The organism is Parapedobacter defluvii (genome assembly GCF_014642075.1).
Lineage (GTDB): Bacteria > Bacteroidota > Bacteroidia > Sphingobacteriales > Sphingobacteriaceae > Parapedobacter > Parapedobacter defluvii.
This window is the reverse complement of sequence record NZ_BMIK01000013.1, coordinates 48,377-64,042: the sequence shown is the minus strand read 5'-3', so window position 1 is coordinate 64,042 and position 15,666 is coordinate 48,377. Positions and strand designations below refer to the sequence as shown.

Sequence of the window (15,666 nt, the reverse complement as noted above, 5' to 3'; positions counted from 1 at the left end):
TTGCGTATAATACGTAATCGCCTTGAGCGCATATGTCAGTAAGGCAGCGATAAAAAATACCCATAGCTGTATCGTCTTATAAGCGGTTATATTGATATTTATGGTATTAGTGAAATTTTTAGCCACATAAATATATGCATAACCAACCATGGATATCAACACCAATATTATACTAAACAATACAATTACAATATTAACATATTTGTTTGACTTAATCGTATGGTCAAAGTAAAATTCAAAGCAAATCGTACTGACCATTGAAATACTGAAAAATACAAAGAAGCCATCAATGATCAACCTTGGGAAATCAATACCCTGCACATCCGAAATAGTCCCAAACAGGTATGTCATGCCAATTTGGGTTGATCCAATGAACATTACAAATATCAACCATACCAAAGCCTTGGTTATAGATTTAAATAGTCCTAATTGCACTTATCAACGGTTAGTTCTACTAAAATAGTCAAATTTTTCGTTAATCAAAAGAAGATATTATTTCCCCCCAACTTCCCCTTTGCCTCTTTCAAAACCTTAGCCGGTATTTTCTTAATCAATTGAAAGTAAAAGGGTTTTCTTCCTTTGCCTCTTTTGCTTTCGTCACTTCCGCATTCTTTCCCTTAAGAACAGAGCCTATTCATTCTTCACCCACTCACTTTGATATAGTAACTCTCTTATGTCGACTTTAAGGAATTTAGCGATATCATTAAGTGTGTTCAAAGTAGGTTGCTGCTTGTTGTTTACCCACCTCGAAACGGGTCTCTTTCTTAACCTTTAGATGAACAACCAGATCATTATTTTTCATTCCTTTTTCCTCTAAAACTTTCGATATCCGGTTAATTTTATAGTTAGGCATAACTTCCTTACAATTGCTGCGCTTTGGCCTTTTAGATTATAATGGACTCTCGGGCATAAAATCCCGCATGCTACACCCAAGATACTTTGCTAGCTCATTTAAATTATCAAAGGAATACATGCTCGCCGAGTCTTCGGTTTCAATCTGGCCAATGTACCCCGCAGAAACATTTAAACAAGAAGCAATATCTCGCTGCGTCTTCTTTTTTGCCTTTCTAATTGTCCGAACATTTCGAGCAATTAACCATTCGATCTTTGTTTTCGGCATATTTTTTTAAAAACATTTGCTTAGTATATACTTAGTTTTTATATTTGCTTTGTCGATCAAGGATTGACATGAAATACGATAACTACGTCTACTGATATAGATAGAGCGTGAGTTGAACGAGCCTCGGCAAACAATCCGAAGACTAGCAAAACTTCAAAAATCAACGCGAGGCAACAGGTTTAATCCACGTCTAAAGATATTGTGTAAATTTGCACAATCTTTAGGCGGGATCTGTTGAATATTGCGTTGAGGGCTGCTAGTCCCTGGATTGTCAGTAGGATACAGTTTCCCGCCTTTAGTTTGCTCGTTCATTTTGATCAAAATGTTTATGAAAACGAGCAACACCAAACCGCCAGTTTATTATCGCCGCAAGCCTCTTGCGTTAGGTATCGCAATTTGCGATAGCAAACGCTTACAACCCCAATCCCTTCAATCCAACATAAAGAACGTCATTGCAGCACCTGAATAAATCCCTTCCACTAACCGCAGCCAAGAAGCGCGTAGGGGAGAGACCATTAATAGCCAAACCCCGAAAGCACGGCCAATAAAAAGGCCCAACTTCCCCGGCTGCCACCGACCCCAATGCTGAATGGAAAACCCGTTTTTAGCTCAGGTTGGAGAAGGTGTTTATTTTCGGTTACTATGCAATAGCTAAAAGTAGACGCTTTTTTCCAAACCTGCAAATAATACGAGAATTTTTCTTTGGCGTTGGTCGGTCGGTTTTTGAAAACGAAATTTTCTTAAACCGTTAATTATCAATGCTGAATGAAAATAAATTTACGCACAGGGACGGGGTATGGCCTTTCCAAAATATACCTCAGCCTGTTGGCTGTAGCGACGATCATGTGTTTGGAAGTCCGCGCACAGCGCCCCGAATCCTCGGGGCCTGTGCTGTCGGGCATTATCACAGATACTATCGGTAGCCCCGTATCGGGCGCTACTGTTGCTATCAAAGGTACCACGACCAAAACCCTTACGAACAATCAAGGCCAATTTACGCTCCGATCGCCGGAACCTTCCGGTACGCTGGTCATCACGTACCTCGGCCATCAGACCATCAATCAAAAGTTTGATGAAGAGAATAGCGGAACGTTCCATTTCGTGCTGATTCCCAATGAGAACATGCTGGAAGAGGTGGAAATAAGTACGGGTTACCAAGTGTTCAACAAAGAACAGGTGCCCGGCAGTGTGTTTGTGATTGATAGTGCGACGCTGGCAAGGAGCAACAGTACAGGCATACTGGAACGGCTCGACGGCGTTACCAGTGGGCTGGTATTCAACAAAAATAAAATGCTGAATGATCAGAGTGACATCATAATCAGGGGAAGAAGTACCCTGTTTGGGGACGATAAACCATTGATTGTGGTGGATAATTTTCCATATGAAGGCGATATCAATGCCTTAAGCCCAAATGATGTTAAGCAGATCACCATATTAAAAGATGCTTCTGCGGCTTCCATTTGGGGAACGCGGGCGGGCAACGGGGTGATCGTCATAACAACCAAAAGTGGAGACTATGGCACAAAGATAAAGACCAGTCTCACTTCAAATCTGACAGTAGGCGAGGCACCCGATCTCTTTAAGGCTCCATGGTTTGGCAACAGCGAGTGGATTGCCATTCTCCAAGATTTATATCACAAAGGAACCTTCAATACCGCACTCAACAATGGCTACTCACCCGTACCTTCGGCGGTAAACGTGTTTCACCAAAAAGCCCGGGGGCTGATCACCGCGGAAGATTCCCTTGAAATGATCAATTCCCTGAAACCGTTTGACATACGGAGAGACATGTCCGACTATATTTATCGCCAGACACTTAACCAGCAATATGCGATGAACTTTTCGGGGGGAAGTGCAAACAGCAAGTTCTACCTGTCGGCGAACTATGATCGTAACCTCAGCCAAAAGAAAACGGACAGCTATGACCGGTTGGTACTCAATGCAAACAACGTATATGGTTTCTTTGATCGCAGATTGGAACTGACTACAGGTATTCAATTTACTTCAAGCAGGCAAAAAGATATGGTCGGCCAGTTCACTCCATACGAGCCATACGCCAGGCTGGCCGACGAACGGGGAAATGCACTGCCCGCAACCGACGGTACATTGGGAATTGCTTATGCAGACACAGCGGGAAAAGACTTTCTGCTGGACTGGGCTTATCGTCCGCTTGATGAAAACCAAAGCAACCGGACAAACACGCTGACAGCCTACCGGATTAATACAGGATTAACCTACAAGATTGCCAAAGGGCTCAATGGCTCCCTGCTTTATCAGTATCAAAGGCACGGTACCGAAAGCGGAACACTTTACGGGGAAAATTCATATACCGCCCGCAACGAAATCAATCGGGTATCCCAGATCGACCGTGAAAACGGGGCTGTGCTGCGGCCCATACCGCTTGGAGCTATCATGGATATCGGCAATACACAATATTTTTCAAATTATGGCAGGTTGCAGCTGGATTATCAAACCGGATGGGCAGAGAAGCATACGGTATCGGCGATCGCTGGATTTGAAGTAAGGGATGACCAAATCAAAAGCCAGAGCCACAGGCTTTACGGATACAACGACGTCACCGGCACAAACGGTAACTCGTTGGTCAATTTTAACGAAGACTATCCCGTCTTCTACTCCGGCGGTACCACGCGGATAGCTCCGCGGACAGCATCGGATTTTATGGTAGACCGCTACGTGTCTTATTATATAAATGCGTCATATACATATGGAAATACCTTGACGCTTAACGGTAGTGCCCGAAAAGATGAGTCCAACCTCTTTGGGGTAAAGCCAAACCAAAAAGGCGTGCCGCTTTGGTCAGCGGGCCTGCTGTGGAACCTGGCCAATGAACCATATTACTCCTTTGATTGGCTTCCTGTGCTGAGAATTCGGCTGAGCTACGGATATACCGGAAATGTGAGTAAAAGCATCTCGGCGTACCTCACCGCAAACGCTTCCGGTCTCAGAAATACGTGGGGCGCATCCTACAATACGATTACCAACCCGCCGAATCCCTCACTCAGTTGGGAGCGGGTCAAAGTGCTGAATGGCGGGATAGATTTTGGCACCGGCAATGGCCGGGTAAGCGGAAGCATAGAACCCTACTGGAAAAGCGGGGTTGATCTGATCGGCGAGAGTCCGCTGGCCCCGCAGACCGGTTTAACCAGCTATACATCCAACTCCGCCAATACGTCTACCAGGGGTGTTGATGTCACATTGCATACGGTGAACGCAAGAGGAAGACTGAGTTGGAATACGGATCTCATCGTTAGCTGGAATAAGGACAAGGTAACCGCTTACCACGGAAATCCCTCTACAAACCAGGAAGTAATTGAACGTACCTATAACAGTCCCATTGTGGGCTATCCTTTTTATGCAATATATGGGTACAAATGGGCCGGTTTGGACAAAACGGGCAGTCCCCAGATTTATTTCAATGGTGAGAAGTCGACAAACTACAACAGCGTCCGCAATTCACAGGACTACGGAAACATCAATTACATCGGATCCCTTGTGCCTGAGCTGAATGGCGGCCTTAGAAACACGCTTACGGTACGGTCATTTCAATTATCGTTCAATATCACATTTCGTTCGCGTTATTACATCAGAAGACCCTCATTGGATAACGGTACGATCTATACCACTGCCGGATTTATGAGCAGATGGGATTATGACAACCGATGGCAGCAACCCGGCGACGAGTTGGTAACGGATGTTCCTGCCCTGATCTACCCTTCAAACCTGCCGCGTAACGATATTTATAAATACGCAGACATTTTGGTAGTAAAAGGAGACAACATACGTTTGCAGGACATCCGGCTTAGCTGGAATTACCCGTCAGGGCGGGCCGGAACGTTGCAGTTCTTTGCTTACCTGAACAATGTCTGCTATCTGTGGAGGGCAAACCAATACGGCCTGGATCCGGACAATCCAAGGCCAAGCCTCTCCTCATTTTCTGCTCCGAGGACCGCTGCTATCGGGGTCTCGGCAAATTTCTAATTGCAAACTATCCTTTAAATGAATATGAAAACCGTCATTCCATATTTGATCGCATGCTCATTGAGTCTATTTGCGTGCAATAAAAGCGAGTTTTTAGATAAAAAGCCCGCCGCCAATATCCTCATTCCGAACACCCTTGAAGACCTCAGGGGATTACTGGAAAACAAAGGGATATTCAACAACACGCCCGGCCTTCCCCAGATTTCGGCAGATGAATACTTCATCGTTGATGATGCCGCATTTTCCGCACTGATTGACCCGGTAACTCGAAACGCCTACACATGGGCAGCAGACATTTACGAAGGGGCGACAAACATTCCCGACTGGAATGTCCCATACACGCAGATATTTTATGCCAACAGTGTACTGGATATATTGGAGAAAAGCGATTTTCACGACCGGGAGGAGGCGGGTTTTATAAAGGGGTGGGCATTATTTGCCCGTGGCTACGCCTACTATAACCTGGTCCAGAATTTTGGGGCTTTATTTGATCCATCCAACCCGATGGCCCTGGGAGTGCCCCTCAGACTGAGTCCGGATGTTGACAGGATCGCGCCGCGTGCAACGGTTTCAGAAAATTATCAGCAGATTTTTAAGGACCTTGCCCAGGCTGCCAGCCTTTTGGCGGGACCGCCGGAGCACCTGCACCGGAACAGGCCGTCAAAGGCCGCTGCATATGCCTTGCTATCGAGGATTTATCTGAGCTTGAACGATTTTGGAAATGCGGAAAAATATGCAGATAGTACATTAATGCTTTACAGCACGTTGATAGATTACAATACGGTAGATGTGGCTGCTGCGACCCCTTTCAGCAATAACACGCTTGAGGTAATCTATTTTTCCACCCAGTCAGGATCATATCCCGAAACTTCCGGATACAACCTTCGACCAGCGATAGGAGTAGATCCGGATCTGATCAATAAATATGATGTAAATGATCTGAGATTACAGATTTATTTCCTGAAAAACACGTTGGGAAATTACAACGTCAAAAGGGGATATATCGGCGTGGCGGTTTATCCGTCTACCGGCTTGGCCACCGATGAAATTTACTTAATTAAAGCCGAGTGCCAGGCACGTAGAGGTGATAACGACGGTGCATTGCGTACGATGGATACATTGCTGGAGAAGCGGTACAAAACCGGTGAATATGTTTCATTGAAATTCGAGTCGGCTGCTGCTACATTGGATAGGATATTGTGGGAGCGTCGGAAGGAGCTGGTTTGGAGAGGATTGCGATGGACAGACATAAAAAGATTGAATGCGATTGGGGCCAATATTACGCTTATCCGAAATATCGGCGGGAAAGAGTATACACTTGCTCCCGGATCGCCTCGCTATGTATTCCCCATCCCGGACGATGAAATAGTCTTAAGCAAGATTCAACAAAACGATCGGTAGCCATGAAATACCTCAATATGATGGGGCTGGTCGCTATCTTGTATTCCTGCGATGTAAAAGCGGACACAACCAACAATTGCCAACGGGTAAATGCGGGCGGCTTGTCTGCAATTATAGAGGTCGAAATAGCGGACAGCAATGCTTCTCATACCAAGGGGGAGCTATTAATACGTCTTAACGATTATTTATCCTTTAGATATCCTAATAACATCCATACAAGAACCTATGTAAAGAAAGTCAACAATCAGGACTTGCATCGTTTTCCCGTTCAACTGTCGGACCGGACCAATTTTATGGAAGTAGATTATATGTCGCCAGTTGGGAATGGAAGCGTAAAACGTTCGGGCTTCTTTCTGAAACAATTTGCATTTCTGATACGTGATGGAGATAGTATCCGTATTCGGATAAACAAAGATTCATTGGGCTTCCGTGGAAAAGGCGCGGTTAGACTGAACCTTCAACTTGGGTTGGAGTCCATCGAAAACGATTATAAATTTGACGCTAATAATATGGACAGCAATGCCGCTGCCTATGTCCAGCGGTTTATCACCCTCAGAAAAAAAATTGCAGAGCAACAGATCACCCTTTTAAACGGCTATAAAGACAGTGTTGAGCAGGAGGTTTATAACCGGCTTTATTTTGATATCATCGGTCGGCGCAATTTAACCTTGATCTCTGTAGTCAATGCGATGATGGTAGGAGGAGCAAGTATAGAAAAAGAGGAGAAAGACAGGTTCAACCGGGTGGCTTATCAGATCTTGATGGAGTCGCTTCCTGATTTCGATGTCCCATTTTCGGACGATTGGCATCAATCACCTTATTTTATGGATTACCTGCTCTTTAAGGAATTGTTTCTGATAAAGCAAATGGCATTCGGCACTAAAGATTCGAAAGAAATAGCGGTCACCGAAGATGAGCTTTACCGGATACTGACCGAAAAATATGCCGGAAGGATTAAGGAGCGATTATTGCTGATGGGAGCCTCGTACCTCATCAGAAATGAACTCCCATCCGAAAATTATCTTCATGACATCAGTAGAGACATTACGACATGGCCTTATCGGGATCTGGCATTGAGCCTGTATGCCAACCGTGGGGTCGGCAAGCTCGCTTATGAATTTTCGCTGCCTGACTCTTCCGGAAATTTGGTGAACCTAGCCGATTTCCATGGCAAAGCCGTTGTCGTGGATTTCTGGTTTACCGGTTGCATACCATGCCGAAATCTAAAGAAAATGATGGAACCAATCATTTCGTATTATAAGAAGAAAGAAGTCGTGTTTATTACCATAAGCGTGGATAAGTCAATCGAATTTTGGAAAGAAAAGGGCATTAAATCCGGCCTGTATACACATAAAGGCGGAATTGATCTGATTACCAATGGCCAGGGGCAGAATGCTCCTATCGTAAAGCATTATAACCTGACCGGTTATCCAAGTTTACTGATCATCGACAAGAAGGGGAAGCTGATCAGTGCTTCCCCTCCAAGACCGAGTTCAAACGACAATATAGCCAAATTGAAATCGCTGATTGATTTGGCTATTGACGGTGGCTAGCAGTAATCTAACATTGTTCAATCGAAAAGATATTGGCCTTCGGGTGAACTGCCTTGGGCTGGGGTCAGGCCAAAATTATCGGCATCCTCGGCTGAAATGGTTTCGCCATGGTCGTCTTGGGATTCTAATACACAATCATTTGTACCAGCATCACATTTTTCATTGATTTCCAACGGCCCGTCAATCCTTCGATAGACTGGATTAGACGGGTTCGACATGTCCCAGCCGTAATACACGGGGGCGGAGCGCTTTTTTATAGCTTTAATTGTTTTTAATGTGGAAAGCTCTGTTTTCCCAACCTTGGTAAGCGATACCAACGTTGCAGCCTGTACCGTTTCCACTTGCTGATCAGGACTGACTTTTTCTTTTTGTTCCGTCTTTTCCTTGTCGGTGTTCGGAACATTCACCGTAATTGCGCTTGAAGTGGCGGTAACAAATAACGCTGCCACCATAACCGAAAGTAAATTTTTCATGGTTGAAAATTTATTGATGTTTAAAAAAATCATTCATCTAATTTGTGTGATCTCCTATATGCGTGCCGATACCGATGTTCCATCGGTTGTGTGGCTCCTTACTTTAAGCGAACCGACACACGCATCGCGTGAACAACGCATACCTGCGATTATGCGTAGCGATATGGAAATCCAGCCAACTAACCGGATTGCTGTTTTTTCTTGCATGTGTGTCTGTGCTACTCATGGTATTCTCCCAGACCTTTCGCTCTGCTTCTCCCATCGGATGTTTGGTCGCAAACCCGCATTGATTGACCCTTCGTGGTATATGCGTACCGTCGTCTTTGGTAGCAATGATAATCGGCCCTGGAGCCCGAAGGCATACACACATTGCGAACGCTGGTAAATCAGGTATGTCTCAGCGTGGCATTCAGCCGAAAGCGCGATAGTCACATAACCACTTGCCAGTAACGTAAGGAGGGTACGTAGTAGATAGGAGATGATGATATTGTCTTCTGCTGCCTTCATAAAAACAAAGATACCCTTCACAACAAGCCAAAATGGGCGCACAGCTCGCGACTATTTTTACTCTTCTTCTACATACCGCTTCTTCAACTTCTTCAAATGCCCAAGGCTCATGTGCAGGAGTTCGGCTTGGGTGCCGTTGGTTAGGGTAGTTGCGACATCTGGTAGCAATTCACGGAAAAGCGCATAGCGGTCGTAGTACCTATCCTCTTGATAAAGCGCCACAAGCTTGCGCAACCGGAGAATTTTGCGCTGTTTTAATACATGGAATAGCTCGCTGACTTCGAAAAATAGTGACTGCGCCTTCCGGGCATCTGCAATTGTAATCTGCAATGAGGTAGTGGCGCGCAACGCCACAAACTCTACACTGGCTTTCCGGTCGCTGAACGTGTGCTCCGTACCGGTAAAAAAGTCCATCGGCAATAGCAGTTCACGCAGGCTCCGCTTACCCGATCGGTTATACTGATAGCCGCCCACCGTGCCGTCAAGTACGATGCACAGGTAGGGAAAATAATCGTCGGGAACTTTAATTACCTCGCCGCGTCGGTACATCACCATCCGGTGATGGGTAGCTAGGTAAGCACGGGCGATATCACGGATGTCTGGGCAATAGTGCTTCCAAAAGTGGTAAAAATGATCAAACATGTCAATAAGAATAGACGATGGCGGCGGGCGGGCGGAACCGGCTGACAGGACTTGCGGTCGCATCACATTACAGGGCGGTATCCGGTAGACGTAGACTTGGCCGCCTCCGGTGTGCCATCCTGCCTATTCCCGTACTGGGCTGGCGGATCCGTCCAGAACGCACAGTAGTTGAAAACAATCATCAAAAGTGAGAAATGGTACAATCCGAGCAGCAATGCGATAGCCGCATGAAGCGAAATCGCACCGTAAAGAAATAGTGAATATGTGCGCCGCCACCAGATGCCAGCCGCGTACCCCAATTCAAGGATAATTACTGCCCAACCCCCTATGGCAAATGCGAAGGGATATTCGCCGAGGGTGGGTAAGGCCGTATCAAGGGGTAGCAGCGGAGGCATTGCGGGAACTCCCAGCGCTTTGTAGAGCGCAGCTCCGTTTCGCCAGGTGTGGCCAAGAGCTTTGCCGGCGCCACTGAAAAAGTAAATCAAACAAAGATGCAACTGCAATACACGCAGCCAGGGTCTTGCCCAGCTACTTGAAGGCCGCCGGGGTGCCAATAAGCAATAGAACAGGGCTACACTCCCCAGAAAATCGAACCCATAACTGTACAGGGGTTGCACGGTAAACAGGCTGCTATGTAGCAACAGTAACGCGGCCGCCACAATCCGGTGTAGCCGGCGTGCAAAAGCCAGTAGTATACACAGAATAGCATACAGGGTTACCGTGCCGTGCGTTAACACGGCATAAGGCCATGCCGTGACGGAATGGATTTCCTGAAGGATAGTGGGATACGATAGGCCAACCGCAGACTGGATTTCCATCACCAGTGAATGCGGCAGCACACCATCGGGTCCATACAGCGCATCAAAGTCGGGCCAAAGCTCCAGCACGGCGAAGAGGAGTACCGACCCGGTACCGATGCGCAGCAGTTGGAGGTAGTTGCCACCGACTGGCTTTTTGAAGAAAAAGTGTGTAAGCATAGCGGTTACGGTATTGAATAACCGGATGAAGAAAAAACCTCCCTCAGCCCGATACCGTCTGAAGGCCGCTGGAAACTCGGCGGCTGGATACGGTAAATATGGCACCGTACGCTGTCCGCTCCCGAACGCCGCCGGTATTGCTTGGCGAGTTCATCAACCAGTTGTTTCGCCATGCCGTGAGCAGCCGTGTCAGGTGCCACCGTGAGCCACTGAAAGAGGTCCAATGCCGACGAAAACCGCAGGATACCGGTACTTGTACGCAGCCCCGGATGGAACAGTGTATCGCAATGACCGCCTGATTTACGTTCCAGCATGGCAACATAGGGGCTGCCCACCTGCGGGGCGTAGAAGCCGTAGCCCATCCCGATGCCACTAAAGATACCGTAATGTGCGGCAACAGGATGGCTAAGCAACGCACGGAGCCTATGTTCTGTGGGTACCGGCAGCAGCCGCCAGCCGTATATCGTCCTTACGCCATCGGCAGTGGCCAGTATGTTGTGCCCTGCGATGACCAGCAGGTGAAAGGCCACGCCGATTAAGAAAAGCATGCGGCTGTTGGTTGTCATGACACTACGGTTTGATGATTGGCGGGCAGTGGCTTAGTTTGGAAAAAACAGCTTGAACCGGATGCCGTTGAAATCATCGTCGTCCTCTTTGGGTTGATCCTTACTGGCAACTGCAGCGGCATAGTCCGCCTTTGCGGGGTCATTGGCAATAGACTGCAGAAAGGGAGCGGAAGCGAGGATGGCCATACCTAGTACAGCCAATGCATGTGTTTGTGTTTTTCTTTTCATTTTCTGTGTTTTTTGCTAATATGAAGGCTTTTAAGACCGATTCCTACTGAATTTCGACGCCGCCAAGGGGGTGTTTCGACAACAAAGGCATTTCATTCGATAAAACGTTTTTGCTACTTTTACGTTTGTAAACCGATCTTCAAACCGATCGATCATCAATTAAGCTTATCAGGCCATGGCTTTTCAGATTATAATCATTGACGACGAACCGCTTTCTTTGGCCGATTCCAAGCGGGTTGTGGAAGGTTTGGGGCGAGCGGACATTACCGTACAAGTCTTTACGGGTGTGGCAAGAGCACTGGAATATGTAGACAAACAGCAAATGGTAGCACTGATCCTTTGCGATGTGGAAATGCCCGGCACGGATGGTTTTTCGGCCGTGACCCTATTGGGCGATAAGTGTCAGCGCTTCGTTTACCTGACGGGTCATGCCGAACATCTGGATGAGGCCAATGATACGGATGCCGATGCCTTTCTGCTTAAACCCCTTCGCGAACGTCAGCTCTTACGGCAAATTACGAAACTCAGCAAATCGTTAAGGGCTGAGTCAGACGGAGACATGTTGCGTTTCGTCAATGATGGCTCCAAACGGAGGCAATATGCCGTATCCATTCCGGATATCACACACGTGGAAGGGGCCAAAGACTACATCATCGTTCACACACCCGCCCGCTCATATGTGGTGCACCACACACTCAAAGGTTTTCTGAAGGAACCGGGGATAACCGGGCGCTTTATCCGCATTCACAAATCGATTATTGTCCGGGTTGAAAGCATCCGTGAACTAGGTGAGGGGATGGTCACACTGCATAACGGCGATTCGTTTGTCATTGGTCCGGCCTATGCCGAGCAGTTCAATGCATTTTGGAAGGCCCGAATGCTTGGAAAACATAAGCCGGATGAAGAATTTTAGCCGACATCTTCCTGGTTTTGTACTGCTGGTTATCGCCTACTGTACGTATACACGCTCGTCGCTCGTGGCGGGTTTGTTAAACAATCCAGACCTGCTTCTGCAAGTCGCCTTGGGTACGCTGCTTTTTTATGGAAATGTGTATGGATTGTTTCCGTGGGTCGGAAAGGTAGTTGGCTGGCGGCCTAAAACAATATGGATCGCCTTGGGCGCCGAGTGGCTGGTGATGTTAGTGCTCATCGCACTGGTCAGTCACTATTCCGGCGCACTGGAAATCCGCATCCGCTCGTTGCGGGGGCTGGTCTTTCAGGTGACCAATGTGTTTGCCGTCTTATTTCCGTTGGTACTCTGCCTGCTTTACAGTGTGCGCCACTATACCATGCACAAGATGGAGGTTGATCGGCAACGGGTGCTGAGCAATGTAGCCGAACTGGAAAAGCGATTGGCTGTACTCCAGCATAAGTGGGCACATATGCATTTGCCGGAACATTTTCTGCTCAATGCCCTTGCGTTGCTGCGCGAACTAAGCCTCACCGGCTCTTCCCGTTTGGGCGAAGCTTATGACCTCTTGCTGGATGTGCTGTACTATTGCCTGGCCACCCGGAACAAAAAGACGGTATCTGTGAAAAAGGAACTGAAAATGACGAAAAAGATCATTCGTATCACAGATTTGCGTTTTAATGGTTTAGTGCGGTTAGACATCCTTATGCACGGACCGCTCAGACGATCGCGCATCGTGCCGATGGGAATACTGACGCTGGTGGAAAATATTTTTGCGCATGGCGATTTCCTGAAGGAAAAGGCTGAGCTGCATGTCGATTACCGATATCCCTACCTGTTTATTACCACGCGCAACCGTCCCAACAACTCGCTCCGGCGAAAGCATACGGGATTTGGGCTGTCGAACCTCCGTCAGCGTCTTGAATATACGTTTTCGGAATCATTTCTGCTGGAATACGCAAGGGTAGACGGTTGGTGCGTTGTGTCACTTCTTATTTCAATGGATGGCCAACGGCCGGACCTGCCGCCGTTATCGACTTTTGATCCAGCGGAAACGTTTACGTAACTTCGTGTTGCGAAGGATCTAATCAGTTAATTTACCTTAGCCAAGCATCTCCCACGGGGCGCCCTGCGCCAGACTTGCTATGGAAGATGGGCTATTAAGCCTGTTTTACCCATGAAAAGCTACCTGAAAGTACTGATCAGCCAGCAACAGCAGTTGATCAGCCAACAAGACCACTTAATCGAAATCAATAGACAACTCCTTGCCGGCGTGATGGCGTTTAACCTGCCGGGCAGTAATGAAGCGGCTGAACCAGCCGAACCGGAACCCGACACCCTGTACAACCGCAAGGAAGCGGCAGATTTCTTATTGGTGGACCCGCGCACGGTAACACGCTACCGCAACAGCGGCAAACTCCGGTTTGTGTACAACGCCGATAACCGGATCCGATACCGCGAGGAGGACCTCAGCGACTGCTATTTCTGGAAATGGGGCAAAAGGCCATAGGCTGCATGCGCCCGCTGCCGGACGGCTCCCTAACCGCCGCGCATGGGGTAGCCATATGCCTGCGGTGAGCTGGCGTTCCGCTGGCGGTTCGCCGCACTGATATCGCAAGGAGACCGCACTGAAACAGCCAGCAGACTACTCCCTGATACGGCGCCTTTCGGCCAGGGGTGGCCGGCCCACGCTACGCACGTTTATGCCCGTATTCCGGTGTTTACCCCGGTGACATTCCTGTCACTCCAGCCATAGGTTGGTGACAACATCGTCCGAAAGCGGTGACAACGGGGTGACACACCTATGAGGCTGTAAAACAGTGAACTATGTTTGCCTCCGTCAGTCATCGTACCGGTACATCGAAACACTGGCAGGAGTATAAATTGAAGTAATAATTTAAAAAATTAAAAACAATGGCAAAATTCATTAACGGTGCCAACGGCACCTTTTCCGGAAAAGTGGGCAGCGTGATCGGCGCAAGCTGGCGCGGCATCCACTACCTGCGTGGCCTGGCGAAAAAGAGTACGGTGCCACCCACCGAAGCACAGGTGGCCCAGCGGCTCCGCTTTGCGCTGGTCACCAAATTTCTGTCGCCCCTGCAGGGCATCCTCTCGGTGGGCTTCCGCCACATCCGGCGGCTCACGGCAGCGCAGTTCAGCATGGCGGTGAAGCGCAACATCGAGCAGGCGGTTATCGGTGCAGCGCCGGATTTTGAGCTGGACTATCCGGCCGTCACGCTCAGTGACGGCGGCCTGTTCATCCCGCTCACCAGTTCGCTGGAAGTGGCAGAGGGATCGGTCACCCTTACCTGGGACCCTACGCCCAACCAGTTCGGGGGTGCCAGCAACGATGTGGCCTACATCGTGGTGCACAACGTGGAGCGGCAGCTGTTCATCACCACCGACACGCCCGCCACGCGGGAAGATGGCGAGGCGGTGGTGGACGTGCCGGCGCCCTTTGTGGGGCAAACCGGCCACGCGTGGATGTTCTTCGCCAGCCACGATGGCAGGAAGGTTTCAAAAACGGTCTACTTAGGGGAAGTTACCTTCCAATAGGCAGATCAATGGTATCACCGGTAAGGGGGCATGGCCCCCCTTACTTCTCTTATTCATGAGCAATATGGCTATTCTAACAGGAGGTACCCCGCACGGCAAGGTGGGAGGCCTCGTCTACTACACACGCAACGGCGTATCCTATGTGCGCTCGGCACCCAAGCCGCGCACCACCCCACCCAGTCCCGCGCAGCAGGCACAGCGGCTGCGGATGAAACTGGCCACGCAGTTCCTTGCACCGCTCGTGCCCGTGCTGGCCGATACGTTCAAGCCGGGCAACCGGAAGAAACTGTCAGGCCCCAACTGGGCAACCCGGCAGGTGCTCCAGGATGCGATTGCCGGCGATTACCCCGACCTGTATGTCAGTGCCGAACGGGTATTGGTTAGCTGCGGGCCATTGCCGCCGATGCGTTATCCGGAGCTTGCCTTCGGCGAAGGGGTATTCACGCTTAGCTGGATGACCGTCGACAGCATGCTTATCGATAATAATGTGCCTGCTTATCTGCTGGTGTACAACCAGACCCATCAGCGCCTGGTGTTGAGCGAGGGCACGGCCTGCAGGGGAGATGGGCAACTGGATATGCAGGTGGCAGCGGAGATGCTGAACGGTACGGTGCACTGCTACGGTTTCCTAATGGATCGCATACGCCGATCGGCCTCCGATAGCGTGTTCCTCGGAACGTTGGTGGATGCTGAGCTTGTGATGACTTCCGGTTTTGAAACCGACAACTGAGAAT

16 protein-coding genes are annotated in these 15,666 nt (G+C 48.7%); 8 read left to right on the top strand and 8 right to left on the bottom strand.

Annotation, left to right across the window (positions count from 1 at the left end):
- Positions 1-630 precede the first annotated feature (630 nt).
- Both IEX60_RS24855 and IEX60_RS25165 read right to left on the bottom strand, forming a co-directional pair.
- Positions 631-717: a hypothetical protein gene (locus IEX60_RS24855; RefSeq protein ID WP_229717620.1), complete on the bottom strand. Its 87-nt coding sequence runs from the start codon at positions 715-717 to the stop codon at positions 631-633.
- Positions 718-889: 172 nt separating this feature from the next.
- On the bottom strand, positions 890-1,120 hold the full coding sequence (locus tag IEX60_RS25165) for a helix-turn-helix domain-containing protein (protein ID WP_188752591.1): 231 nt from the start codon (positions 1,118-1,120) through the stop codon (positions 890-892).
- 765 nt (positions 1,121-1,885) lie between these two features.
- Between IEX60_RS25165 and IEX60_RS16930 the strand changes: the two genes are divergently transcribed.
- Genes IEX60_RS16930 through IEX60_RS16920 form a run of 3 tightly spaced genes read left to right on the top strand, consistent with a single transcriptional unit; the run spans position 1,886 to position 8,073 of the window.
- Positions 1,886-5,119 carry a SusC/RagA family TonB-linked outer membrane protein gene (locus IEX60_RS16930; RefSeq protein WP_188752590.1) on the top strand — a complete coding sequence of 1,078 codons (3,234 nt, stop codon included), beginning with the start codon at positions 1,886-1,888 and terminating at the stop codon, positions 5,117-5,119.
- 18 nt (positions 5,120-5,137) lie between these two features.
- Complete coding sequence (locus IEX60_RS16925; protein ID WP_188752589.1) at positions 5,138-6,520, top strand: RagB/SusD family nutrient uptake outer membrane protein; 1,383 nt, start codon at positions 5,138-5,140, stop codon at positions 6,518-6,520.
- 2 nt (positions 6,521-6,522) lie between these two features.
- Positions 6,523-8,073: a TlpA family protein disulfide reductase gene (locus IEX60_RS16920; protein WP_188752588.1), complete on the top strand. Its 1,551-nt coding sequence runs from the start codon at positions 6,523-6,525 to the stop codon at positions 8,071-8,073.
- A gap of 17 nt (positions 8,074-8,090) precedes the next feature.
- On the opposite strand, the gene IEX60_RS16915 is transcribed toward IEX60_RS16920, so the two are convergent.
- The 6 genes from IEX60_RS16915 to IEX60_RS16890 form a co-directional block, all read right to left on the bottom strand.
- On the bottom strand, positions 8,091-8,546 hold the full coding sequence (locus tag IEX60_RS16915) for a hypothetical protein (RefSeq protein WP_188752587.1): 456 nt from the start codon (positions 8,544-8,546) through the stop codon (positions 8,091-8,093).
- 222 nt (positions 8,547-8,768) lie between these two features.
- On the bottom strand, positions 8,769-9,053 hold the full coding sequence (locus tag IEX60_RS16910; RefSeq protein WP_188752586.1) for a hypothetical protein: 285 nt from the start codon (positions 9,051-9,053) through the stop codon (positions 8,769-8,771).
- A 57-nt stretch (positions 9,054-9,110) separates the two neighbouring features.
- On the bottom strand, positions 9,111-9,758 hold the full coding sequence (locus IEX60_RS16905) for a cyclic nucleotide-binding domain-containing protein (RefSeq protein WP_188752585.1): 648 nt from the start codon (positions 9,756-9,758) through the stop codon (positions 9,111-9,113).
- Positions 9,758-10,672, bottom strand: coding sequence for an HTTM domain-containing protein (locus IEX60_RS16900; RefSeq protein WP_188752584.1), 915 nt, complete (start codon positions 10,670-10,672; stop codon positions 9,758-9,760). Before IEX60_RS16900 ends, IEX60_RS16905 begins: the two co-directional genes overlap by 1 nt.
- A 5-nt stretch (positions 10,673-10,677) precedes the next feature.
- On the bottom strand, positions 10,678-11,238 hold the full coding sequence (locus IEX60_RS16895) for a hypothetical protein (protein WP_188752583.1): 561 nt from the start codon (positions 11,236-11,238) through the stop codon (positions 10,678-10,680).
- A gap of 33 nt (positions 11,239-11,271) precedes the next feature.
- Positions 11,272-11,466 carry a hypothetical protein gene (locus IEX60_RS16890; protein ID WP_188752582.1) on the bottom strand — a complete coding sequence of 65 codons (195 nt, stop codon included), beginning with the start codon at positions 11,464-11,466 and terminating at the stop codon, positions 11,272-11,274.
- 175 nt (positions 11,467-11,641) lie between these two features.
- Here IEX60_RS16890 and IEX60_RS16885 point away from each other — a divergent pair, with 175 nt between their 5' ends.
- From IEX60_RS16885 to IEX60_RS16865, 5 genes are all read left to right on the top strand, one after another.
- Positions 11,642-12,379 carry a LytR/AlgR family response regulator transcription factor gene (locus tag IEX60_RS16885; RefSeq protein ID WP_188752581.1) on the top strand — a complete coding sequence of 246 codons (738 nt, stop codon included), beginning with the start codon at positions 11,642-11,644 and terminating at the stop codon, positions 12,377-12,379.
- Complete coding sequence (locus IEX60_RS16880; RefSeq protein WP_188752580.1) at positions 12,366-13,442, top strand: histidine kinase; 1,077 nt, start codon at positions 12,366-12,368, stop codon at positions 13,440-13,442. The genes IEX60_RS16885 and IEX60_RS16880 overlap by 14 nt, the downstream gene beginning before the upstream one ends.
- Positions 13,443-13,553: 111 nt before the next feature.
- Positions 13,554-13,886, top strand: coding sequence for a helix-turn-helix domain-containing protein (locus tag IEX60_RS16875; RefSeq protein WP_188752579.1), 333 nt, complete (start codon positions 13,554-13,556; stop codon positions 13,884-13,886).
- Between the two features lie 404 nt (positions 13,887-14,290).
- Positions 14,291-14,932, top strand: a complete 642-nt coding sequence (locus IEX60_RS16870) for a DUF6266 family protein (protein ID WP_188752578.1) — start codon at positions 14,291-14,293, stop codon at positions 14,930-14,932.
- 64 nt (positions 14,933-14,996) lie between these two features.
- The gene (locus tag IEX60_RS16865; protein WP_188752577.1) at positions 14,997-15,662 is read left to right on the top strand and encodes a DUF6266 family protein; all 666 of its coding nucleotides are present in this window, start codon (positions 14,997-14,999) and stop codon (positions 15,660-15,662) included.
- The last annotated feature ends 4 nt before the right edge of the window (positions 15,663-15,666 follow it).